We start from the raw sequence: 21082 nt of genomic DNA, 5'->3' as shown, positions 1-21082 counted from the left end.
GGCGGTCACATCCCGGTGAGGCGCTCCCGCCTCTCCGCATCCACAACCCCCAGCCCGGGCCCGGAAGCCAGCGCCAGCACCCCCACCTTGCCCAGGTGGGCGTTGTTCTGGACCAGGCGGGCCGCCTCGGCCGTGTCGGTGAGGGGGTAGGTCTCGGTGAGGGCGGGGGTGAGGTGGCCGAGGTCGAGGAGGCGGCCGACGGCGGCCTGTTCGTGGAGGTTGGAGCCGTGGCTGCCGATGACGCGCTTGAGGCGCATCCAGAGGTACCGGTTGTCGAACTCGTGCTGGTAGCCGGTGCTGGAGCCGCACGTCACCACCGCCCCGCCGCGGCGGACGACGAAGACGGAGACGCCGAAGGTGGCCCGGCCGACGTGCTCGAAGACGATGTGCGGGTCCTCCCCGGTCGCGGCCCGGATCAGCTTGCCGAGCCGCTTGCCGACCAGGGCGGGATCGGCGGGCGGCTCGCTGCCGCTGAGGCCGATCTCCTCCCGGTTGATCACGTGGTGGCAGCCCAGCCGGCGGGCGTACTCCGCCTTCTGCTCGCTGCTGACGACGCCGACGGCTATGCCCCCGCCGTTGCGGACGAGTTGAACCGCGTACGCGCCGAGGCCGCCCGCCGCTCCCCAGATCAGCACCACGTCGCCCTGGGTCATCCGGGCACCCCGGTCGCTGACCAGCATGCGGTACGCCGTGCCCGCGCACAGCGGGTTCGAGGCGGCCTCCTCCCAGGTCAAGTGGGCGGGTTTGGGGAGGAGTTGGCTGGTCCTGGCCACGGCGTAGTGGGCCAGTCCTCCGTAGTTGGTCTCGAAGCCCCACGCCAGCATGCCCGTGCCCAGCATGCCGTCGGCGTGGGTCGCGGGGTCCTCCTCGTCGACGTACACGGGGCTCACCACGACGTAGTCGCCGACCCGCCATCTGCGCACGCCCGAACCCGTGCGCACGACGACGCCGGAGGCGTCCGAGCCGATGACGTGGAAGGGCTGGTCGTGCCGGGCCGCCCAGCGGTCCTGACGGCCGAAGTGCTTCAGGAAGGTGAAGGTCGGGATGGGTTCGAACATCGCCGACCAGACGGTGTTGTAGTTGATGCCGCTGGCCATGACGGCCACCAGCACCTCGTTCGGAGCGAGTTCGGGCATCGGCACCGCGCCGATGTGGATGGATTTCCGTACGTCCTTGTCGGCGACTCCGGTGAAACTGTCGACGTCCTCCGCGCGCAGGTGGGCGGCGGTGAAGCGGTCGGGTGGGGGCAGGTGCTCCAGTTCGCTGCGGGCGGCTCCCGCGACGACTGCCTCGGCCAGGGCGTCCATGGTGGTTCCTCCTTGAGGGGATCGGCTGGGGCCAGGGGGTCAGCTCAGGCCGAGGCCCGCCGCGAGCAGGGGCCACGACGCCTTGAACTCCTGTCGCCAGTACGGCCACGCGTGTGCTCCGCCGTTGTAGAAGTGCACCTGGGCCGGGACACCCAGGGCATCCAGCCGATCGGTGAACCGGTGCGCCTGGGACCAGAGCGCGCCTTCGAGCACCGCGCCTTCGAGGTTGTCGAAGTCACCGCCCGCCAGGCCGCTGCCCTGGGAGATGTACAGGCTGGTGCCCTTGAGGTTGGCGGCCTGCGCGGACGGGTTGTGCCGGTTCCAGTTGTCCCGGTTGAGCAGCGGGCTGCCCCAGAGCGTCAGCGGCAGCAGTTGTTCCCGGGCGACGATCGCGTTGAGCACGGTGGGCATGCCGAAGGCCGTGGTGTCCAGGATCCCGCTGTACGAGGCCGCCGCGGTGAACGTCCCGGGGTGCCGGGCGGCGAAGGCCAGGGCGCCGTAGCCACCGGTGGAGACACCGGCGACGGCACGTTTCGTCCCCGCCCGGAACTTCTGCTGCAGCAGCCCCATCAACTCGTCGACCTGGAACGCCTCGTAGTCCGGTGCGCCGGCGCTGCCGTAGTTCCACCAGTCGGTGGGGATGCCGGTGGGGCCGGACGACGGCATCACGGTGATGACGTTCTGGCCGGCGAGGAAGTCGACGACGTCCGTCTCCCTCGTCCAGGACGTGTAGTCGTCGTGCGCGCCCTGGAGGAGGTAGAGCACGGGCCAGGTACGGTCGGGCTGGGCGGCGTAGCCGGTCGGCAGGACCACCCGCACGGGCAGGGACGCACCCACCGCCGGGGAGGCGACCGTGAGGTCGACGGTTCGGGTGTCGAGCCACTGCTCGGCGACGATCGTGGCGCTCGCGGCCACCGCGGCGGCGGGAGGAGCCGCGGTCGCGGGTGGGGCGTTGAGCCCGACTCCCGCGCCGAGCAGGGCCGTTGTCACCGCGAGCGCGGCACATCTCCGCTTACGAGTCATGGGGCAAGTCCCTTCAGGAGTCCCGCAGATCGCGTGTCAGCAGTGCGGCCAGCGTGTCGACGACCGGGGGGTCGAGCAGCGACAGATGGTGGCCGGGCAACGGGACGACGGTCAGGTCGGCGCAGTGCGCGTCCCAGCCGAGCGTCGCGTCGCCGCGTTCGTAACGGGGGTCGTGGACGGTGTGCGGGGCGGGCTCGCTCGCCCGGTAGAGCAGGGTGCGGCCCGCGTATCCGCCGGGCCGGTGGCGCTCGCCGCTGCGCAGGTCCAGATAGGAGGTCCGCTGGTGTTCGAGGACCGCTTCGGGTAGTTCGACGGTGTCCCGCAGCACCTTGACGACGAGGTCGATCCGTCCCGCGTCGTCGAGCCCGGCGAGTTCGTCGTACGGCAGGTCGAGCGCGGTGCCGTAGGTGCGTTCCACGTACGCGGCGAAGTCCCGGAAGTGCCGCAGGGCCAGGTCGGTCGCGGTGAGACTGGTGGGCAGGGGCAGGACCGAGTCGAGCAGAACGAGGGCGGGGACCCTGCCGTGCGGGGTGAGCAGCCGGGCCGCCTCCTGGGCGACCAGGCCGCCGTACGACCAACCGCCAAGGATCCAGGGGCCCTTGGGATGCGCTTCCCGTACCCTCCGGGCGAACTCCTCGGCCCGTCCCGGCACATCGTCGGGGTCGGGCTGCCGGTCGAAGCCGTACACCGGCCGGTCACCGTCCAGGCGCCGGGCCAGCCGGGCGTAGACATCGGCGGATCCGCCTGCCGCGTGGGCCAGGAAGAGGGGGGTGCCGGGGCCGGTTCCCGGGAACGTCCGGAGAGGAGGCGGCGCGTCGGGCCGGGTCGCGGAACCTCCTCGTACGGGCCCGTCGGCGGCCGAACTCACCTCCGTTCCCCGCTCTTTCGGATCGCCGGGCGTCGCCTGCCGTCCCGGAGTACCGACCGTCTCCGCCTCTCCCCCGGTCTCCAGCAGCTCGGCCACGCCCCTCAGCGTCCCGCGTCTGAGCAGCACCCCCGGCTCCACCTCGATGCCGAACTCCCGCTCCACGGCGGCCCGTATCCGCACGGCCGTGAGGGAGTCCAGCCCGAGGTCGGTCAACGGGGTGTCGGGGTCGAGGCGTTCGGGGCTGTAGCCCATGACAGCGGCCACGCACAGCCGGAGCCGTTCGAGAGGACCGGCGGCCGGGTCGAGAGGCGCCTCCCGGGACGGTTCATCGGCCGGTTCCTCCCCCGCCCAGAAGCGGCGGTGGCGCCAGCGGGGCGGCGGGACGTCCACGATGCGGCCCTCGGGATGCAGGCCCTCCCGCGGCTGGGCCACCCGTACGCCGTGCACGAGCAGCGTGGCCAGCGAGGTCCGGAAGGTGAACGCGTCGTCGGTGTCGCGCCGCAGCGTGGGCACGATCAGCGCGTCGTCGGCGCCGGCGTCGCGCAGGGTGTCGGTCAGCGGGTGCAACTGCGTGGCGTGCGGGGCGACTTCGACGAAGACGCGGTGGCCGTCCTCGACGGCTGCGCGCACGGCCTGTGCGAAGCGGACGGGGTTGCGCAGGTTGGCCGCCCAGTACTCCGTGTCGCAGGGCGCGGTCTCGCGGGGATCACCGAGCGCGGTGGAGTAGCGGCGGCAGCGGGGCTCGGAGTGCCGGACCTCGCCCAGTTCCCACGCGAACTCCGGGAGCAGCGGGTCGACTTCGGGCGAGTGGCCCGCTCCCGACACGCCCAGCGAACGGGCGAAGCCGCCGTTCGCGGTCACCCGGGCGACCAGCCCGGCCACGTCCTCGGCGGAGCCCGTGACCACGCTCTGCGCGGGCGAGGAGTGCACGGCCACTTCCAGCGTGCCGAACTCCCTTGCCAGCAGCGGGATTTCGGCCGCCGGCAGCTCCACGACTGCCATGGCTCCGCCGGTCATCCGGTCCAGCAGCCGGGAGCGTACGGCGACGATCCGGGCGCCGGTGGCCTCGTCCAGCGCGCCCGAGACGACCGCCGCCGCGATCTCGCCCAGGGAGTGGCCGATGACGGCGTCGGGTTCGAGGCCGTAGGAGCGCCACAGTTCGGCGAGGGCGACCTGGACGCCGTAGAGCACGGGCATGACGGTGGCCGGGGTCGAGAGGTCGGCGTCGGGGCGGAGTCCGGCGCGCAGGGAGAGCCCCGCGTGGTAGCGCACGATGGCTTCCAGCCGGTCGACGGCGGCGGCGAACACCGGTTCCGTCGCGAGGAGTTGGCTGCACATGCCGGGCCACTGGGAGCCGTAGCCGGAGAAGACCCACACCATGGGTCCGGGCCCGCCCGGCCGCCCCTCCCCCGTGACCAGCCGCGGAGAGGGCTCGCCCGCCGCGAGGCGGCCGAGTGCGGTGAGGGTCTCGGTGCGGTCGCGGGTGACGAGAGCGGCGCGATGGCGGCCACGGCCGGTGCGCCCCGCGAGGGTGCGGGCGAGGTCGGCGTCGCGTACGCGCCGGCTGTCGGGGGTGTCCAGCCAAGCGGCCAGTTCACCGGCGTAGGCGCGTACGCGCTCCTTGGTCGGCCCGTCGAGCAGGAGCAGCGCGGGGCGGCCGGCGGGGCCCTTCGCCCGGGCGGCCCGGCGGTGTTCGGCGAGGACGACATGGGCGTTCGTACCGCCGAAGCCGAAGGCCGAGACGCCCGCGGTGGCCGTGCCCGAGTAGCGGGGCCAGGGTTCGGGCGAGCCGACCACACGCAGGCCGAGCGCGTCGAGGTCGGCGTGCGGGCCCGGGCGGTTGAAGTGCAGGTGGGCGGGGATCTCGCCGTGGTGCAGGGCGAGCACGGTCTTGATCAGGCCCGCGATACCGGCGGCAGCTTCCAGGTGGCCGAGGTTCGTCTTGGCGGAGCCGATCAGGAGGGGCTGGTCCAGGGAGCGTTCGCGGCCGAGCACGGCGCCGAGGGCGCTCGCCTCGATGGGGTCGCCGAGGGCGGTGCCCGTGCCGTGCGCCTCCACGTAGTCCACGGTCGTCGGGGCGGTGTGCGCCTCGGCGAGGAGGGCGCACTGGGCCTCGGAATTGGGGGCGGTCAGGCCGTTGGAGCGGCCGTCGGAGTTGACGACCGTCGCATGGATCACCGCCAGGACGCGGTCGCCGTCGCGTTCGGCGTCCGCGAGGCGTTTCAGTACGACGACTCCGCAGCCCTCGCCGCGTACGATCCCGTCGGCCGCGGCGTCGAAGGCCTTGCAGCGGCCGTCCGGGGCGAGGGCGCCCGCGCGCTGGAAACCGAGGGTGACGGCGGGGGTCAGAAGCAGGTTCACCCCGGCGGCGAGCGCCGTGTCGCTCTCGCCCGTCACCAGGCTTCGTACGGCGTGGTGCACCGCGACGAGCGACGACGAGCACGCCGTGTCGACTGACAGGCTGGGGCCGCGCAGGTCGAGGGCGTACGAGAGGCGGCCCGCGGCGATGCTCATGGACGCGCCGGTGGCCGTCCAGGCGTCCACGGCACGGAGGTCGGCGGTCGTGAGGTGCGCGTACTCGTTGCCGCTGATGCCGACGAAGACTCCGGTGCGGGTGCCCGCGAGCGTGGGTGCGGCGAGGGCCGCGTGGTCGAGGGCCTCGCGGGTGACTTCGAGGAGCATGCGGTGCTGGGGGTCCATGGCGGTCGCCTCGTGGGCGGGGATGCCGAAGAACTCGGCGTCGAAGCCGGCGATGTCGTCGAGGCCGCCGAGGAAGGCGCCGTGCCGGGTCACGTCGTCCGGAAGGCGTTCCGGATCCCGGACGAAGGGGTCCCAGCGGCCGGGCGGAAGTGTGCCTACCGCGTCGCGGCCTTCGGTGAGGAGTTGCCAGTAGGTGTCGGGGGACGTGACGCCGCCTGGGAAGCGGGCTCCGACGCCGATGACGGCGACGGGGATCGGCTCGGTCTGGATGGTCCCGGCCCGCTGTGGCTGGTCACGCCCGCGCGGCGGAGCCGTATGTGTCGCAGCCCCGCGCCCCTTACGGGGCTCGGTCGCCTCCAGGCGTCTCACCAGGGCGTCGATCGTCGGGGCCTCCCACAGCAGCGTGTCCGGGAGGCGCCTTCCGGCCAGTTCGCTCAGGTCGGCTGTCAGCGCCACCGCGTCCCGGGAGGTGAGTCCTGCCTCCGCCAGGGGCCTGTCGTCGGGGAGTTGGACGGAGCTGACCCCGTACCAGTCCTGGAGCCGGCCCGCGATCAGCTCGCGGATCTCCCTGCGTGAGACGCTCATCGTGGCCCGAACCCGCCGTCGAGGAAGCTCGCCCGGGTGGCCGCGCGGGACACCTTGCCGCTGCTCGTGCGGGGGACGGAGCCCGGCGGTACGAGCAGCAGTGAGCCGAGGCGCAGTCCGTGACGGGCGGAGATCGCGGCGCGCACGACCCGTTCGGCGTTCTGCGTGTCCTCCGGCGTCGGATCGGTGTCGCGCCGGTGTTCCGCGACCACGATGAGATCCTCGCCCACGTCGTCCGCCCGGGTCACCCCGAACGCGGCGAGGTGGTCCCGGCGGATCAGGGCCACGGCCGTCTGTACGGTCTCCTCGATGTCCTGGGGGTAGTGGTTGCGCCCGTCGACGATGAGTACGTCCTTGAGGCGGCCGGTGACGAGAAGCCGCCCGTCGTGCAGGGCGCCGAGGTCGCCGGTGCGCAGCCAGTCCTCGGCCGCGCCGAAGCCGAAGGTCTCGGCCGTGAGTCCGGCGCGCTTCCAGTAGCCGAGCCCGATGTTGGGTCCGCGCAACTGGATCTCGCCGACCCGTCCTTGTGGCAGCACGGCGCCGTCCCGGCCGACGATCTGCAGCTCCTGCCCGACGGGCGCCCCGCACGGGACGAGGACGGCCGCCGACTCGTCCGACGTCTCCTCGATCCGCCCCTCCGTGAGTGCGTCGGCGTCGCAGGCGACGGCCGAGGACGGTTCGTCGCGGGAGCTCGCGGTCACGAACACGGTGGCCTCGGCCAGGCCGTAGGCCGGACAGTGCGCGGCCGGGTCGAGCCCGGCGGGCGCGAAGGTCGTGTGGAAGCGGTCCACCGTCCCGGCGCGCACCGGTTCGCTGCCGTTGATGAGCACCCGTACGCGGTCCAGGCGGAGTTCGTCGACGAGCGCGGGGGCGGTGCGGGCCACGCAGTAGTCGTACGCGAAGTTCGGGGCGGCGCTGACCGTGCCCTCGTACGAGCCGAGGAGGCGCAACCAGCGGGCGGGGTCCTGAAGGAAGGCGGAGGGGTCCATGAGGACGGACGGGAAGCCGCCCACGACGGGCGCGGCGATGCTGAGGACCAGGCCCATGTCGTGGAAGAGGGGCAGCCAGCCGACCGTCGTGGCGGCGTCCGGGTCGGCGATGAACGCGTCGATGGCCTGGCGGGCGTTGGCGACGACGTTCGCGTGGCTGATCATCACGCCGGCCGGGCTACGGGTGGAGCCGGAGGTGTACTGGAGGTACGCGATGTCGTCCGGCTCGGGAGCGCCCGACGGTTCGCCCGAATCGATGAACCCGCCGCGCTGGACGGGGAGTTGGTCGACGGGTACGACCGGGACCTCCGCCAGGCCGCGTTCGCGGATGAACTCGCCCATCGCGCGGGCCGTTTTGGAGTCGCTGAGCAGACAGGCCGGTTCGCAGTCGGCCAGGACGGCAGCCAGTCGCCCTTCGTGGCCGGGGAGTTGGGGACCGAAGAGGGGTACGGCGATGACGCGCGCGTACAGGCAGCCGAGGAAGCCGGCCGCGTAGTCGAGCCCCTGGGGCAGCACGAGGGCGGCGCGTTCGCCGGGGGAGGCGACCTGGACGAGTCGGTCGGCGACGGCCCTGGCCCGGGCGTCGAGGGCACGCCATCCGAGGGCCCGGTGCACTCCGGTGGGGGCGCTGTCGGGGAAGTCGACGTGGCTGAAGGCGCGTTGCTGCGGCCGGTGTCTGGCCCAGTGCCTCAGATGGTCCGTGAGTGAGGCGGATTCGGCGGGCCGGACGGAGGTCATGGGGGCTCCAACTGGGTCGGCGGCAGCGCGAGTTGAGCGAGAGCGGGGAATGCGGAGCGAGGAATGCGGAGCAAAGGATGCGAGGGGGCGGGTGCGTCCGCTTGGGGCGGTGCCCCAGGTTCCGCCTCCGGGCGAGGGGTGGGTTAGACGACGTGCTGACAGTTCGTCTTCCGCCTTCTGTCAGTTCGCTGACAAAGGCGTGCCGTCGATTCCATGCCGTGGGCCAGAGCCCGGGCGGCGCTCTCCCGCCGACAATCCGTGCGACGGCGGAAGGAGCGTCTTGTGGGACGTGCACGGCTGTTCGCGCTGTTCTCCCTGCTCACACTGACCGGGTTCATCACGACGCTCGACAACACGGTCATCAATGTGGCCCTGCCGACCGTGCAGCGCGAACTGGGCCTGACGGTGCCCGACTTGGAATGGGTGGCCGCCAGCTATGTGCTCAGTTTCGGCGCGCTGCTGCTGCCCGGCGGGCGGCTGACCGATCTGCTGGGGCGCAGACCCGTGCTGGCCGCCGGGATCCTGGTCTTCACGGCGGCGTCGGCGGCGGCAGCCCTCGCGGACAGCGGGGGCACGCTGATCGCGGCCCGTACCGTGCAGGGGGTCGGGGCTGCGCTGGTCATCCCGGCCTCGCTCGCCGTCATCGCCGTCGACCTGCCCGCGCGGCTGCGCGCGACGGCCGTGGGTCTGTGGACGGCGGCGCTGGCCGTGGCGTTGGCGCTGGGACCCGTGGTGGGCGGCTTCGTCACCCAACGGTGGGGGTGGGGCTGGGTGTTCGCGCTCAACGTCCCGTTCGGACTGATCGCGCTGCTGCTGATGCCGGCCGTGCCCGGCAGGACCGCACCTCGGCGCGGTGGTCTCGATCTGCCCGGTGTGCTGCTGTCCGTGCTCGCGCTCTATCTGCTCACCTACGGTCTGGTGCGCGGCCAGGAGCACGGGTTCGGCACCGCGCCCGTACCGCTGTGTCTGGGTGTTTCGGCCGTCACCGCCTGTGTGTTCGTCGTCGTGGAGGCCCGGACCGCGCGGCCACTCGTCGAACTGGGGCTCCTGCGCGACCGGTTCCTCACCGGCGGGATCGTCGCGCAGGTGCTGTGGGGCATCGGCGTCAACGGGGTGTTCTTCTTCACGGCGCTCTATCTCCAGCGGGTGCTCGGCTTCTCGCCGACCGGGGCGGGGCTCGCGTTTCTGCCGCTGGCGGGGGCGCTGCTGCTGGGGACGCCGGTGGCCGAACGGGCGGCCCGCGCGTTGGGCGCGCATGTCTCGATCGCGGGTGGCCTCTGCATGGTGGCGGTCGGTCTGCTGTCCGTCTCGGGGGCGGGTGCGCGGGCCGGCTTCTGGGATCTGCAGCCGGGGCTGCTGCTGATCGGCTGGGGTTCCGCGTTCACCACTCCCCTGACCGTGCGCAGTCTCGACCGGGTTCCGGAGACCGGGATGGGGATGGCGACCGGTCTGGTGAGCGCGGCGCGCGAGGTCTCCGGTGTGTTCGGGGTGGTCCTGGTGGGCGTGGTCCTCACCCGGCGTGAAAGCGCCAAGCTGCGTTCCGGCGCCGATCCGCGCGGCGCGTTCCTGGAGGGCTACGACCTCGGTCTCCGGCTCGCGGCGTGCTGCGTACTCGCGGGTGCGTTCGTGACGCTGGTGACGCTGCGCCGTCGCGGGCGTCATCGGCGGGTGGTGACGCGGAGCAGAATCACAACCAGGACCAGGACCAAGACCGAGGCCAAGGCCAGCACCAGGGTTCCCCTTGTCATGAAGTGACAAGCCCCCGGTGCATGTCTGTCAGTCTCCGATGAAGCTGGGCAGAATTCTTGCGGGTATCGTCACCGTGCCCCACTTCCCGTGCGCAGAAGGAGCCGCTGCGTGACCGGATTCCGCATGCTGGAGAAGATCGAGGCCACGAACGCCACAGCGAGGGCCGAGGACGCCCAGGGCCCGTTCAAGGCGTTCCCTTCGGGTCTGCACGACCATCTCAGACCCTTCTTCGACGACATCACCGAAGAGGTCGTACGGGCGATCAGAACCGAGATCCCGGAGTACGCGCGGCCGACGGACGACACGTACATGCAGGTCGTGCATCAGGGTGTTGAGCACGCACTGCAGGGGTTCCTGGAGCGGATGGCGAAGCCGGACACCGACTGGGAGCCGGTGACCGCGACGTATCAGCGCATCGGCCGGGGCGAGGCGGACGAGGGACGCAGTCTCGACGCGTTCCAGTCGGCGCTGCGGCTCGGTGCGCGGGTGACATGGCGTCGGATCAACGCGCTGGTCGACGCCGATCTGCTGCCTCGCCATGTGCTGGCCGCGTTCGGTGAGGCGTTGTTCCTGCACCTGGACGAGATGGCGGCAGCGACGACGGCCGGGTACACGGAGGCGCGGCTGCACGCGGCCGGCGAACTGCAGCAGCGCCGTACGCGGTTGATCGATCTGCTGATCGTGGACCCGCCCGCGTCGGTCGCGGCCATCACGGATCTCGCGCACACCGCGCAGTGGCCCGTGCCCCGCTCGCTGGCCGTGGTCGTCATCGATCACGGGGCGCAGACCGGTGCGTCCCAACCGCCCATCGTGCCACCGGAGTTCCTGGCGCGGTTCGACGTGCGCCCGGCCGTGCTGGTGGTGCCCGATCCGGAGGGCCCGGGCAGGGCGCGCGCCGTCGCCGGTGCACTGCAGGGCCTACGGGCCGTCATGGGGCCGAGCGTGGCGCTCCAGGAGGGGTCGCGGTCGCTGCGGTGGGCGGCCGAGGCGCTCGATCTGGCCCGGCGGGGCGTACTGCCGGACACGGAGATGGTGCGCTGCCGGGACCATCTGGCCACGCTGATGCTGTTCCGCGACGAGGCGCTGGTGGAGGCGATGGCCGACCGGCATCTGCGCCCGCTGGACACCATCCGGCTGCCCCAGCGCGAGCGCCTCGCGGAGACACTCCTCAGCTGGCTGGAGTGCGGCCACAACGCGAGCGAGGTGGCCGCCCGTCTCGCCGTCCATCCGCAGACGGTCCGTTACCGCATGCGCCAGCTCGACGAGTTGTTCGGCGACCGGCTCCACGACCCCACCACCCAGTTCGAGATGCAGCTGGCACTGCGGGCGCTCAAACTCCGGAGGGCCGCCCGAGCGCGGTGAGCGTCCCAGCGACCGGCCGAGAGTGACCGTCACAGCGACCGGCCGAAGGTGACCGTCGCAGGGACTTGTCGCAAGTGACCGTCACAGTGGCCGGCCGAGGGTCAGCGTGTGCGGTCCGAAGCCGTTGCGCTCGTAGAAGCGGATCGCGTCCGCGTTGGCCGCGTACGCCGTCACCTCCGCGAGCTGGGCGCCCTGTTCCCGCGCCCAGTCGAGGAAGGCCGCCACGAGCCGCGCTCCCGTCCGGGTGCCGCGGTGGGCCGGGCGGACGTACAGGCTGTGCAGGGTGGCGAGCTTCACCGGGCGCATGGCCGAGCCGTCCGCGACCGTGCCCACGAGGTGTCCTATGACTCCCCCGTCGTGCTCGGCGACGAGCGACAGCCGGGCCGGATCGTCGATGCCCTGGGCGAATCTCTCCGCACCTTGCGCGAGAGGCCAGTTGATGTCGACGGTCGCGTCCCTGGTGCCCGCGTCCTCGGCGAACAGGGCAGCGCTGGAGGCGACGAGCGCCGGGATGTCCTCGGGACGGGCCCTGCGGACGACTGCCTGATCATCGTGGTCACTCATGGCACAGGACGGTAGCCGCCGGGTCTGACAGTGCCACCGGACAGCGCTAATCGGCACGTGGGATTTCCTGGACAGGTGTCCATGTATAGTGGACACCTGTCCAGGAAATCCCAGGAAGTTCCCCCTTGAAGGAGCCCACCTCCCCATGCAGACACTCGCGAACGTGCTGGTCGGCCTCGTCGCCGCCCTCCACGCGTACATCCTGGTTCTGGAGATGTTCCTGTGGGAGAAGAAGCCGGGGCGCGGGCTGCACGGGTTCGACCCCGAGATGGCGCGGGCCACCGCCGCGCTCGCCGCCAACCAGGGGCTCTACAACGGTTTCCTCGCGGCCGGCCTCGTCTGGGGACTCATCGCCGACGACCCGACGGGCTTCCGCGTACAGGTCTTCTTCCTGGTGTGCGTGATCGTCGCGGGTGTGTACGGCACGGTCACAGCGAACCGCCGCATCCTGTTCGCGCAGGCCCTGCCCGGCGCGCTCGCCCTGGCCGCCGTCCTCGTCGCCCGGTGACCTCCGAACCCAGGGCCGACTCCACGGCCGACCCCAGGGCCGAGCGCACCCGGGCCAAGCTGCGCCGGGCCCTCCTCGACGAGTGCGCCCGACGGCCGCTCGCGGAGGTCAGTGTCGCCGCGCTGGTGCGCGCGGCCGGGGTCGGCCGGGCCACGTTCTATCTGCACTACGCCGACCTGGAGGCGCTGGCCGTCGACGCCTGCGCCGATGTCGTACGGGACGCCGTGGACGCCCTGCACGCCTGGCGAGGCAGGCCCGACCCCAGGTCGGCGCCGGACGCCCTGCTCACGTTCTTCGCGGGCCTGTCCCCTCATGCCCCGCTCTACCGCGCCCTGTTGAGCCCGGGCGGCGGCGGACCGCTCGGCCGCGTACTCCACCAGGACCTGCGGGCCCGCAGCCTCGCCGAGCGTGAACTCGTCGGGGCGCCGGAGGCCCCTCTCATCGCCTCCGCCGTCGCCGCGACCTTCGCGGGCGTTCTCGCCGACTGGCTGCACGGGCTCGTCGAGGCCACTCCTGAGGAGATCGCCCACAAGGTGTGGCGCCTGCTCGTGGCCCTGCACGCGAGCCGGTAGGACGCCACCGGTCGGGAGGTCAGTCGCAGCCCATCCCCTTCTTCACCGCCGGCCACGCCTCCAACCCGTCCGGCGTGCGGACGTACGCCTTCTTCTTGTCGGCCGTCAGCCACAACTCCCGCTCGCCGTGGCGGTATCCGGTGTCGCGGGCGCCGTCGGGCAGGGTGACGTCGCCGTCGTACGGAGCGGTGAGCATCCCGGACAGCACGCCCTCGGGATCACGGGCGTACAGCACGCGCTTCGCGCCCTGCCCGAGTTCGAGGAAGTGGGCCGACTGCCAGTCGCAGTGCTCCGAGCCCTGGGAACTGCTGATGGTGGTGACCGGAAGCCGATGGCCGCGCGCGTCGGTCCAGACCTCGTAGCCCTGGTCGTCGGTGAAGCTCGTGGGGAACTCCGCCGGGTCGCACGAGGCCGTCGTCTCCGGCCCCCAACCGGGCCGGTTCGGCTGGTCCTTGGCGACGATGACGGCCACCTTGGTCAGGCCCCCGACGTCGTACGAGAACAGCACGCGGTCCCCGTCGTCGCGCTCCACGCGGTAGCCGGACTTCGGGACGTTCGGCTGCTCGATGTCGAAGTACGCCTGAAGCCCTTCCGCCGGGGTCGAACCGCCGTCGCCCTTGCTCCAGTTGCCCCCGAACCCGCCCGAGTGGATGTCCCCCTCGCACTCCAGGGCAAGCCCCGCCGCACCCGACTCCGCCTCGGTCGCCCGCTGGCTGTCCTCGTCGTACTCCTTGTGCGGCACGCGCAGCGGTCCGCTGTACGGGGTGGCCGACGCGGGTCCGCCGTCGAGGAGCCCTCCGTCGGTGTGCCCCTTCTCGCTCTCCACCACCACCGTCACGAGTGTCGCGACCGTCGCGATGCCCGCCACCGCCAGTCCGCCCGCCTTGATCCCCCGCATAGCGCCCCCTGCCTGCCGTTTCGCCGTATCCCTCCTCCGACGCACGAGCCCCTCAGGACGTTCAGGCGGAATTCGTCGCCCTTCAGCTCTGCCGGGCCGCGTGGAACGTACGCCGGTAGGCCTGTGGCGAGACGCCGATCGCCGCGTGCAGATGCTGCCGGAGCGAGGTGCCGGTCGCGAAGCCGACCTCGCCCGCGATCTGGTCCACCGGAAGATCGCTGGCTTCGAGCAACTGCCGTGCGCGGACGACGCGTTGCTGGATGAGCCAGCGGCCGGGGCTCATCCCGACCTCGTCGTTGAACCGGCGGGCGAACGTACGCAGGCTCATCCGGGCGTGCGCGGCGAGATCGCCCAGGGTCAGCGGTTCGCCGAGGCGTTCCAGGGCCCACTGCCGGGTGGCCGCGGTGCCCGCGTTCGAGGGCTCGGGCACGGGCTGCTCGATGTACTGGGCCTGGCCGCCGTCCCGCCAAGGCGGCACCACACAGGACCGGGCCACACGGTTGGCCAGCTCGCTGCCGTGGTCCTTGCGCACGAGGTGCAGGCAGACGTCCACACCGGACGCGGCTCCCGCCGAGGTGAGGAGGGAGTCCTCGTCGACGAACAGCACATCGGCGTCCAGGTCCACGTCCGGGAACATCTTCCGGAACAGCGGGGCCAGCTGCCAGTGCGTGGTCGCCCGGCGTCCGGCGAGCATCCCCGCCGCCGCCAGGACGAAGGCACCCGTGCAGATGGACACGATCCTGGCGTCCGGCCGGATGGCCCTCAGCGCGCCGGTCACCGCCTCGGGGAGATCATCGCTGAGCTGCGACAGCGCGAACGGCGGGATGACGACGGTGTCGGCCGTACGCAGCACTTCGGGGCCGTGTTCGACGGTGATCGAGAAGTCCGAGCTGCTGCGCACCGGCTGCCCGTCGACCGTGCAGGTCAGGATCTCGTACCGGCCCTCGGCCGAGCCGAAGACCCGGTTCGGGATGCCGAGTTCGAAGGGGTAGACCCCGTCCAGGGCCAGGACGACGACCCGCTCCACGCATCCGTCGTACTCCCCGCGCCGTGAGGTCTCGGTGGGGTCGGGGCGCTCCCCGCATTGCGTCTGCAGCATGGCACGATCCTATCGAACAATGGCAATCATGCCATTTTCTCGGCTGCCGCGGCCCGGCAGGCTGGAGCGCATGAGCACTGAGAACACGATGCGCGCGATCAGTCAGGACGTCCTCGGCGGTCCCGAGGTCCTCAAGGAAGTGGAGCTGGAGATCCCGAGGCCCGGGCCGAGCGAGGTGCTGATCCGGGTGCACGCGGCGGGTCTCAACCCGACCGACTGGAAGCACCGGGCGAACGGCAACTTCCTCGGGCAGCCGCCGTTCGTCCTCGGCTGGGACGTGTCCGGCGTGGTCGAGGCGATCGGCCTCGGCGTCACCCTCCACAAGCCGGGCGACGAGGTCTTCGGCATGCTGCCGTACCCCTACGGCGTAGGGGCGCACGCCGAGTACGTCACCGGTCCCGCGCGGGCCTTCGCGCACAAGCCGGCCGAGGTCGACCACACGCAGGCGGGCGCGATTCCGCTGGCCGCACTGACCGCCTGGCAGGCGCTGGTCGACACGGCGGACGTCCGGCCCGGGCAGCGGGTGCTGATCCACGCGGCGGCCGGCGGAGTGGGGCATCTCGCCGTACAGATCGCCAAGGAGCGTGGGGCCCATGTGATCGGTACGGCCAGCGCGGGCAAGCACGAGTTCCTGCGGAGCCTGGGCGTCGATGAGACGGTCGACTACCGGGAGACCGACTTCGCCGAGGTCGTGCGGGACGTCGACGTCGTGCTGGACACGGTCGGGGGCGAGTATCGGTCGCGGTCCCTCAGGACGCTGCGGCCGGGCGGGCTGCTGGTGTCGATCCTGCCGTCCGGGTCGCCGGCGCTCGCCGAGGAGGCGAAGGGGCTCGGGGTGCGGGCGATCGAGCTGCTCGTGGAGGCCGATCAGGCTGGGATGCGGGCGATTGCCGAGCTGGTGGCTGCGGGGCGGCTGCGTGCCGAGGTCGCCGAGGTGTTTCCGTTGGCCGAGGCCTCGAAGGCGCATGCGCTCGGGGACACCGGGCGGACCGTGGGGAAGCTTGTTCTTCAGGTTCGGTAGCACCTTGTAGAGCGCGTACCACAGGTGGTGCTGAGCTGCGGGCCGGTTGTGGCCGGCCCGCAGTTCCCCGCGCCCCTGAAAGGGCGCCCTGTGTGAAGCCCGGATATCAGGCGAACGTCAGTACCGGCTTGATCGTCTTGCCCGCTGCCATGTCCTGGACCGCCTGGCCGATGTCCTCGAAGGCGTAGGTGCTGATCAGCCGTTCCAGTGGCAGGCGGCCCTCGCGGACCAGTTTGACCAGGGCCGGGATCGCGGTCTGGGTCTCCTGGTCGCCGAGGGTGAGGCCCACGAGTCGCTTGCCGCCGAGCATTCCGTTGACGTCCAGGGCGACCTCGGAACCGAAGGGCGGGGCGCCGACGATCACCGCCGTACCGCGCGCGGCGAGCGCTTCCACCCCCTTGCGCAGGACGATGACGTTGCCGGTGGTCTCGACGACCCCGTCGGCCCCGGCCCCGCTCGTGATCAGCTGGACCGCCTCGACGATGTCCGCCTCGTTGGCGTTCACGGTGTGGGTGGCGCCCAACTCCCTTGCCAGTTCCAGCCGTTCGACGACCTTGTCGATGGCGATCACGGTGGTCGCGGGCGTCAGAGCCGCGGCCATCACCGCCGACAGACCGACCGCACCGGCGCCCAGGACCACGATCGTGTCGCCCGTACGGGGCTCAAGGACGTTCCAGACCGCGCCCACGCCGGTCTGTACGCCGCAGCCCAGCGGTGCGAGGGACTCCAGCGGGATGTCCCTGTCGACCTTGACGAGGCTGCGCTCGTCCACCAACGCCCGCTCGGCGAAGGAGGACTGGCCGAAGAAGTGACCGCCGAGCGGGGTCCCGTCACGGCTGATGGTGGCGGAGCCGTCGGCGCGGCGTCCGCCGAGGAGGTTCAGCGGCAGCCAGGCGGCGCAGTACGCCGGGTGGCCGTCGCGGCAGTTGCGGCAGGAGCCGCAGGAGGTGAAGGACAGCACGACATGGTCGCCGGGCTCGACGCCCACGACGTCCGGGCCGACGGCCTCGACGATCCCGGCGCCCTCGTGGCCCAGCACGCCGGGCAGCGGGAACGGCAGGCCGCCGCTCGCGACCCCGAGGTCGGTGTGACACAGGCCCGCGGCCACGATCCGTACCAGGACCTCATGGGCGCGGGGCTCGTCGAGCTCCACGTCGGCGAGGGTGAAGGGCGCTCCCCCGGACTCGACCACGGCTGCGCGAGTGGTGGTGGACATGCTGCGAACTCCCTTGGGTGAGGGTGGGGCTGGCTGCGCGGGGGCGCTCAGTCGAACGAGATGACGACGGACTTGACCTTGGTGTAGGAGGCGAGCGCCTCGGGCCCGTACTCGCGGCCGAAGCCGGAGGCCTTGACCCCTCCGAAGGGCACCGCGGGGTCGAGCATCGCCCAGTCGTTGACCCACACGATGCCCGCCTGGAGCCGGTCTGCGACGCGGTGCGCACGGGCGAGGTCGGTGGTCTGCAGGCCCGAAGCCAAGCCGTACGGCGTGGAGTTGGCCAGTTCGACGGCCTCGTCCTCGGAGTCGAAGGGCTGCACGGTCAGGACCGGGCCGAAGATCTCCTCCTGGACCACCCGGGAGTCGTTCGACAGGCCCGCGATGACGGTGGGCTTGTAGTAGAAGCCGCCGTTCAGGTCGAGGCGCTCGCCGCCGCAGACGATGCGACCGCCCTCCTTGCGGGCCAGTTCGACGTACTCCTCGACCTTCTTCAGGTGCCGCTCCCCCGCCATCGGCCCGACGACGGTCCCGGGCTCCCGGGGGTCGCCGACCGGTACGCCGGGGACGGCGTCGGCGAGGATGCCGACCACGGTGTTGTAGAGGGGGCGTGCGACGAGCAGGCGCGGGCCGCCCATGCAGAACTGGCCGGTGTTGAAGACGAAGCCCTTGATGACCGCGCCGATGGCCTTCTCGACGTCGGCGTCCTCGAAGACGATGTGCGCCGCGTTGCCGCCGAGCTCCATGGTGACCGACTTCAGGCCCTCGCCGGCGACGCTCGCCGCGTGCCGTCCGACCGCGGTGGACCCGGTGAAGGCGATCTTGTCGACGCCGGGGTTGCGCAGGAGCGCCTCGCCCGCGATCGGTCCCGTGCCGGTGACGACGTTGTAGACACCGTCCGGGACGCCCGCCCTCTGGAGCAGACCGGCCATGTAGAGGGCGCTGAGCGGGGTCTCCTCGGCGGGCTTGTGCACGACCGTGTTGCCCGCCGCGAGTGCCGGGGCGATCTTCGATCCGGCGAGGATCAGCGGGAAGTTGAAGGGCGTGATCGCGGCGACGACACCGATCGGGCCGGGCTTGGTGTAGGCGAGGCCGTTGAGCGGGGTGTCCCGGGTCGCGCCGTCCAGGGTCCAGGCGAGGGAGGCGTAGTACTCGTAGTCGTTGGCCGCGTTCGTCACGTCGACCGCGTGGCACAGGGTGATCGGCTTGCCGACGTCCAGACTCTCCAGGGCCGCGATCTCGTCCGCGTTCTCCCGGATCAGTTCGGCGACGCGGTGCAGCACCCGGCCGCGCTCACGGCCGCTCATCGTGGCCCACGGGCCGCTGTCGAACGCCTTCCGCGCGGCGCGTACAGCCGTGTCGACGTCGGTGGCGGAGGCCTCCGCGACCGTCGTGACCACCTGGCCGGTGGACGGATCGAACACGTCCGTACGCGCTCCGTCGGCCGCCTCGCGCCACTGTCCACCGATGAACAGCTGCCCGGGCCCGCTCTCGAAGGTGGTCGTCATTGCCCACTCCTCAGCCTCGATCGCCAAGATTTCAACCAACAGGATTCCTGTTGGTTCGCAGTCTCTTTACAGACAGGTTTCCTGTCAATGCCCTAGGCTGAACGCATGGTCGTCACCAAGGCACCCCCATCGCTCCTGTACATGGTCAAGCAGGTGGAACTCGTCGTACGGTCCCGCCTCGACGAGTTGCTGAAGCCCACGGGGATCACCGCACTGCAGTACACCTCGCTCACCGTCCTGGAGCGGCACGACGGCCTGTCCGCGGCGCAGCTCGCACGCGACTCGTTCGTCACCGCGCAGTCCGTGGCCGATGTGATCCGGTCCCTGGAGACCCGCGGTCTCGTACGGCGCGAGCGCAATCCCCGCAACCGCCGCGAGCTGCTGATTCTCCTCACCGAGTCTGGCCGCGATGTGCTCGCTCGGCATGCCGAGCCCGTGCGGGAGCTGGAGGAGCGCATGGTCCGGGATCTCACGGCGCACCAGACGGTGCAGTTCCGGCAGGCGCTGTCGAAGGCGTGGCAGTCGCTGTCCTGAAACTGACGGGCGACACGTCCTTTAAATCGAAGACATATGTCAATCGAACATGCTGAAATTCACCCCATCGAGGGTAACTTGCTGAGTGGGGAACGGTTTGGCGGCCGTCAGCCGCTCACGGCTGCGTCCGCGCTCACTGAACGACGTCACCCTGGCCCCCGGTGACCCTGTTGGAGGTGATGTCGTCGTGCGCAGCGAGTCCGCGCCGTTCACTCCTCATCTGCGTGTCCACCAGGACCGCGGGCACACCGTGCTGGAGTTCCACGGAGAGATCGACATCATCGCGGCGCTGGACATCGTCCCGGCCCTGGACGCGGCCACGGGACACCCGGCCGCGCGGGTCGTGCTCGACCTGCGGCACATCGAGTTCTTCGACTGCTCGGGCCTGCGCCTGCTGTACCGGGCCCGGCGCCGGGTCCTCGCCCAGGGCGGGCGGCTGCACCTGGTCTGCACCCATCCGCTGACCCTGCGCATCCTGCACGTGACCGGGCTCGACGACGTGCTGCCTCCGCTGGCGAGCATGGACGAGGTCCTCGGGCAGCCCGAGGCGGCCTCGGAGTCCTTATGACCGGGCTCCTGAAGAGCGGCCGGCGTGCAGCGTCTCGCGGTCCCACAGGTGGCGCGGCTGCGTGTGCAGCTGCCAGTAGTGCTCGGCGATGTCGTCGGGGTCGAAGTCGGTGCCGGGAGCGACCGGGCCGTCCACGGTGACGCTCGCCACGTGCACCCCGGAAGGGCCGTACTGCTGATCGAGCAGCGCGACCAGGGTCCGGACGCCCGCCTTGCCCAAGGAGAGACTCACGTACTGCGGCTTGGGCTCGGGCATGCCTCCCGTGACGAGGAAGGTTCCACGGCCGCGCGCCGCCATCGCCGGCGCGAGTCGTGCCGCGGCATTGAGCGCGCCGACCACATTGACCGCCCACGCCTCCATGTGTTCGCGTACCGAGAACTCACCCAGCTCGTCCGCGCGGACGAGCGCGGCGTTGTACACGGCGACCTCCGGCACGCCGTGCTCGCCGACGGCCCGGTCGAGGGCCGCGTCCAACTCGGCCCGGTCGGTGCTGTCGGCCTGCAGCGTGACGATCGGAACGCCATGAGAAGCGGCGTTGCGAGCGACCTCGCCCGCCACGGCGCGCAGCGTCTGCCCGCTCCTGGCGATCAGCGTGATCGGCATTCCCTCCCTGGCGAACCGACGGGCGACCGCCTGCCCGATCCCCGGTCCCGCACCAATGATCACTGCACCTGACATGCTCCGGCTCCCCTGCTTCACGATCAGCGATACTGAGGGACGCTAAGGCGTCACATCCATGTGAAGGTCAAGGGGAAGGCCGGGATGCGAATCGGCGACCTCGCCCATGAAACCGGGGTGAGCAGAAGGCTGTTGCGCTACTACGAGGAGCAAGGCCTGCTCCGGCCGGTCCGGTTGGGCAACGGCTACCGTCAGTACGTCGAGGCGGACGTCGCGACGGTGCACCACATCCGGGCCATGCTCGCCGCCGGGCTCTCCACCGCGGTCATCGCCAGGCTCGTGCACTGTGTGCGCGACAAGGACGAACTGAGGGTGCCGTCCGACTGCCCCACCTTCATAGGGGAGTTGCGGCGCGAACGCACCCGCATCACCGAGGCGATCAGCCAACTCGAGAGCTCCCGGCACCTACTTGACGCCGTTCTCGACACGGCACCGCGGGACGGGGAGGATCCGTCACCCGGGGCTGCCCCCACGAAGAGCCGGGCCGGTCGCGTGCCCGGGCAAGGACGGGGCGGCCCTATGCTCCTACGGCCCCATCCTCGCGCCGCGGAGGGCGGGTTGCGGCATGCCGCCGATGGTCGGTCGGAGGGGGAAGGAC

At 71.5% G+C, this 21082-nt stretch carries 17 protein-coding genes and 1 pseudogene; 8 read left to right on the top strand and 10 right to left on the bottom strand.

Features of this window, described 5'->3' with window-relative positions; all coding sequences use genetic code 11:
- Positions 1–5: 5 nt before the first annotated feature.
- Genes ccrA through ACN20J_RS43805 form a run of 4 tightly spaced genes read right to left on the bottom strand, consistent with a single transcriptional unit; the run spans position 6 to position 8210 of the window.
- Complete coding sequence (ccrA, locus tag ACN20J_RS43820) at positions 6–1307, bottom strand: crotonyl-CoA carboxylase/reductase (RefSeq protein ID WP_419668168.1); 1302 nt, start codon at positions 1305–1307, stop codon at positions 6–8.
- 39 nt (positions 1308–1346) lie between these two features.
- Positions 1347–2330, bottom strand: a complete 984-nt coding sequence (locus ACN20J_RS43815; protein ID WP_419668167.1) for an alpha/beta hydrolase — start codon at positions 2328–2330, stop codon at positions 1347–1349.
- Positions 2331–2343: 13 nt separating this feature from the next.
- Positions 2344–6483: an alpha/beta fold hydrolase gene (locus ACN20J_RS43810; RefSeq protein WP_419668166.1), complete on the bottom strand. Its 4140-nt coding sequence runs from the start codon at positions 6481–6483 to the stop codon at positions 2344–2346.
- Positions 6480–8210 carry a fatty acyl-AMP ligase gene (locus ACN20J_RS43805; RefSeq protein WP_419668165.1) on the bottom strand — a complete coding sequence of 577 codons (1731 nt, stop codon included), beginning with the start codon at positions 8208–8210 and terminating at the stop codon, positions 6480–6482. The genes ACN20J_RS43810 and ACN20J_RS43805 overlap by 4 nt, the downstream gene beginning before the upstream one ends.
- A 282-nt stretch (positions 8211–8492) precedes the next feature.
- On the opposite strand from ACN20J_RS43805, the gene ACN20J_RS43800 reads away from it, so the two are divergent.
- A complete protein-coding gene (locus ACN20J_RS43800) occupies positions 8493–9965 on the top strand; it encodes an MFS transporter (RefSeq protein WP_419668164.1) in 1473 nt (490 codons plus the stop codon).
- A 102-nt stretch (positions 9966–10067) separates the two neighbouring features.
- Complete coding sequence (locus tag ACN20J_RS43795; RefSeq protein WP_246575636.1) at positions 10068–11321, top strand: PucR family transcriptional regulator; 1254 nt, start codon at positions 10068–10070, stop codon at positions 11319–11321.
- 81 nt (positions 11322–11402) lie between these two features.
- On the opposite strand, the gene ACN20J_RS43790 is transcribed toward ACN20J_RS43795, so the two are convergent.
- Positions 11403–11885, bottom strand: a complete 483-nt coding sequence (locus tag ACN20J_RS43790) for a GNAT family N-acetyltransferase (protein ID WP_361914335.1) — start codon at positions 11883–11885, stop codon at positions 11403–11405.
- Positions 11886–12030: 145 nt separating this feature from the next.
- Here ACN20J_RS43790 and ACN20J_RS43785 point away from each other — a divergent pair, with 145 nt between their 5' ends.
- Both ACN20J_RS43785 and ACN20J_RS43780 read left to right on the top strand, forming a co-directional pair.
- Positions 12031–12393, top strand: coding sequence for a DUF1304 domain-containing protein (locus ACN20J_RS43785; protein WP_055611707.1), 363 nt, complete (start codon positions 12031–12033; stop codon positions 12391–12393).
- Positions 12390–12965 carry a TetR/AcrR family transcriptional regulator gene (locus tag ACN20J_RS43780; protein ID WP_419668163.1) on the top strand — a complete coding sequence of 192 codons (576 nt, stop codon included), beginning with the start codon at positions 12390–12392 and terminating at the stop codon, positions 12963–12965. The genes ACN20J_RS43785 and ACN20J_RS43780 overlap by 4 nt, the downstream gene beginning before the upstream one ends.
- 19 nt (positions 12966–12984) lie before the next feature.
- Here the strand turns inward: ACN20J_RS43780 and ACN20J_RS43775 are convergent, their stop codons facing one another.
- Together ACN20J_RS43775 and ACN20J_RS43770 are read right to left on the bottom strand one after the other, a co-directional pair.
- A complete protein-coding gene (locus ACN20J_RS43775; protein WP_259334043.1) occupies positions 12985–13863 on the bottom strand; it encodes a hypothetical protein in 879 nt (292 codons plus the stop codon).
- Between the two features lie 82 nt (positions 13864–13945).
- Positions 13946–14962 (bottom strand): GlxA family transcriptional regulator, encoded by a 1017-nt coding sequence (locus tag ACN20J_RS43770; protein ID WP_419668162.1) that lies wholly within the window; start codon positions 14960–14962, stop codon positions 13946–13948.
- 70 nt (positions 14963–15032) lie between these two features.
- Here ACN20J_RS43770 and ACN20J_RS43765 point away from each other — a divergent pair, with 70 nt between their 5' ends.
- On the top strand, positions 15033–15983 hold the full coding sequence (locus tag ACN20J_RS43765; RefSeq protein ID WP_419668161.1) for an NADP-dependent oxidoreductase: 951 nt from the start codon (positions 15033–15035) through the stop codon (positions 15981–15983).
- Between the two features lie 106 nt (positions 15984–16089).
- Here ACN20J_RS43765 and ACN20J_RS43760 read toward each other — a convergent pair whose 3' ends face one another.
- Together ACN20J_RS43760 and ACN20J_RS43755 are read right to left on the bottom strand one after the other, a co-directional pair.
- Entirely contained in the window at positions 16090–17199 is a 1110-nt protein-coding gene (locus ACN20J_RS43760) for an NAD(P)-dependent alcohol dehydrogenase (RefSeq protein WP_419668160.1), read from the bottom strand.
- A gap of 47 nt (positions 17200–17246) precedes the next feature.
- Positions 17247–18704, bottom strand: a complete 1458-nt coding sequence (locus tag ACN20J_RS43755; protein ID WP_190232025.1) for an aldehyde dehydrogenase family protein — start codon at positions 18702–18704, stop codon at positions 17247–17249.
- 105 nt (positions 18705–18809) lie between these two features.
- Between ACN20J_RS43755 and ACN20J_RS43750 the strand changes: the two genes are divergently transcribed.
- Together ACN20J_RS43750 and ACN20J_RS43745 are read left to right on the top strand one after the other, a co-directional pair.
- Positions 18810–19238 carry a MarR family winged helix-turn-helix transcriptional regulator gene (locus ACN20J_RS43750; RefSeq protein WP_189844184.1) on the top strand — a complete coding sequence of 143 codons (429 nt, stop codon included), beginning with the start codon at positions 18810–18812 and terminating at the stop codon, positions 19236–19238.
- Positions 19239–19425: 187 nt separating this feature from the next.
- Positions 19426–19806: an anti-sigma factor antagonist gene (locus ACN20J_RS43745; RefSeq protein ID WP_361914352.1), complete on the top strand. Its 381-nt coding sequence runs from the start codon at positions 19426–19428 to the stop codon at positions 19804–19806.
- Here ACN20J_RS43745 and ACN20J_RS43740 read toward each other — a convergent pair.
- Positions 19801–20484, bottom strand: coding sequence for an SDR family NAD(P)-dependent oxidoreductase (locus ACN20J_RS43740; protein WP_189844186.1), 684 nt, complete (start codon positions 20482–20484; stop codon positions 19801–19803). The genes ACN20J_RS43745 and ACN20J_RS43740 overlap by 6 nt on opposite strands.
- A gap of 84 nt (positions 20485–20568) precedes the next feature.
- Between ACN20J_RS43740 and ACN20J_RS43735 the strand changes: the two are divergent.
- Positions 20569–20925: pseudogene (locus tag ACN20J_RS43735) on the top strand (MerR family transcriptional regulator); the annotation flags it as partial.
- Positions 20926–21082 lie beyond the last annotated feature (157 nt).

Origin of the sequence: Streptomyces sp. 2-1 (assembly GCF_048564895.1) — a bacterium.
Taxonomy (GTDB): domain Bacteria; phylum Actinomycetota; class Actinomycetes; order Streptomycetales; family Streptomycetaceae; genus Streptomyces; species Streptomyces phaeochromogenes.
Note: the sequence above shows the minus strand (reverse complement) of the source record. Positions and strands in the feature narration are given on the sequence as shown.

Excerpts from the sequence above, each read along its gene's own strand:
- ccrA (WP_419668168.1), bottom strand. The coding sequence starts at position 1,307 with ATGGACGCCCTGGCCGAGGCAGTCGTCGCGGGAGCCGCCCGCAGCGAA.
- ACN20J_RS43815 (WP_419668167.1), bottom strand. The coding sequence starts at position 2,330 with ATGACTCGTAAGCGGAGATGTGCCGCGCTCGCGGTGACAACGGCCCTG.
- ACN20J_RS43810 (WP_419668166.1), bottom strand. The coding sequence starts at position 6,483 with ATGAGCGTCTCACGCAGGGAGATCCGCGAGCTGATCGCGGGCCGGCTC.
- ACN20J_RS43805 (WP_419668165.1), bottom strand. The coding sequence starts at position 8,210 with ATGACCTCCGTCCGGCCCGCCGAATCCGCCTCACTCACGGACCATCTG.
- ACN20J_RS43790 (WP_361914335.1), bottom strand. The coding sequence starts at position 11,885 with ATGAGTGACCACGATGATCAGGCAGTCGTCCGCAGGGCCCGTCCCGAG.
- ACN20J_RS43785 (WP_055611707.1), top strand. The coding sequence starts at position 12,031 with ATGCAGACACTCGCGAACGTGCTGGTCGGCCTCGTCGCCGCCCTCCAC.
- ACN20J_RS43775 (WP_259334043.1), bottom strand. The coding sequence starts at position 13,863 with ATGCGGGGGATCAAGGCGGGCGGACTGGCGGTGGCGGGCATCGCGACG.
- ACN20J_RS43770 (WP_419668162.1), bottom strand. The coding sequence starts at position 14,962 with ATGCTGCAGACGCAATGCGGGGAGCGCCCCGACCCCACCGAGACCTCA.
- ACN20J_RS43765 (WP_419668161.1), top strand. The coding sequence starts at position 15,033 with ATGAGCACTGAGAACACGATGCGCGCGATCAGTCAGGACGTCCTCGGC.
- ACN20J_RS43760 (WP_419668160.1), bottom strand. The coding sequence starts at position 17,199 with ATGTCCACCACCACTCGCGCAGCCGTGGTCGAGTCCGGGGGAGCGCCC.
- ACN20J_RS43755 (WP_190232025.1), bottom strand. The coding sequence starts at position 18,704 with ATGACGACCACCTTCGAGAGCGGGCCCGGGCAGCTGTTCATCGGTGGA.
- ACN20J_RS43750 (WP_189844184.1), top strand. The coding sequence starts at position 18,810 with ATGGTCGTCACCAAGGCACCCCCATCGCTCCTGTACATGGTCAAGCAG.
- ACN20J_RS43740 (WP_189844186.1), bottom strand. The coding sequence starts at position 20,484 with ATGTCAGGTGCAGTGATCATTGGTGCGGGACCGGGGATCGGGCAGGCG.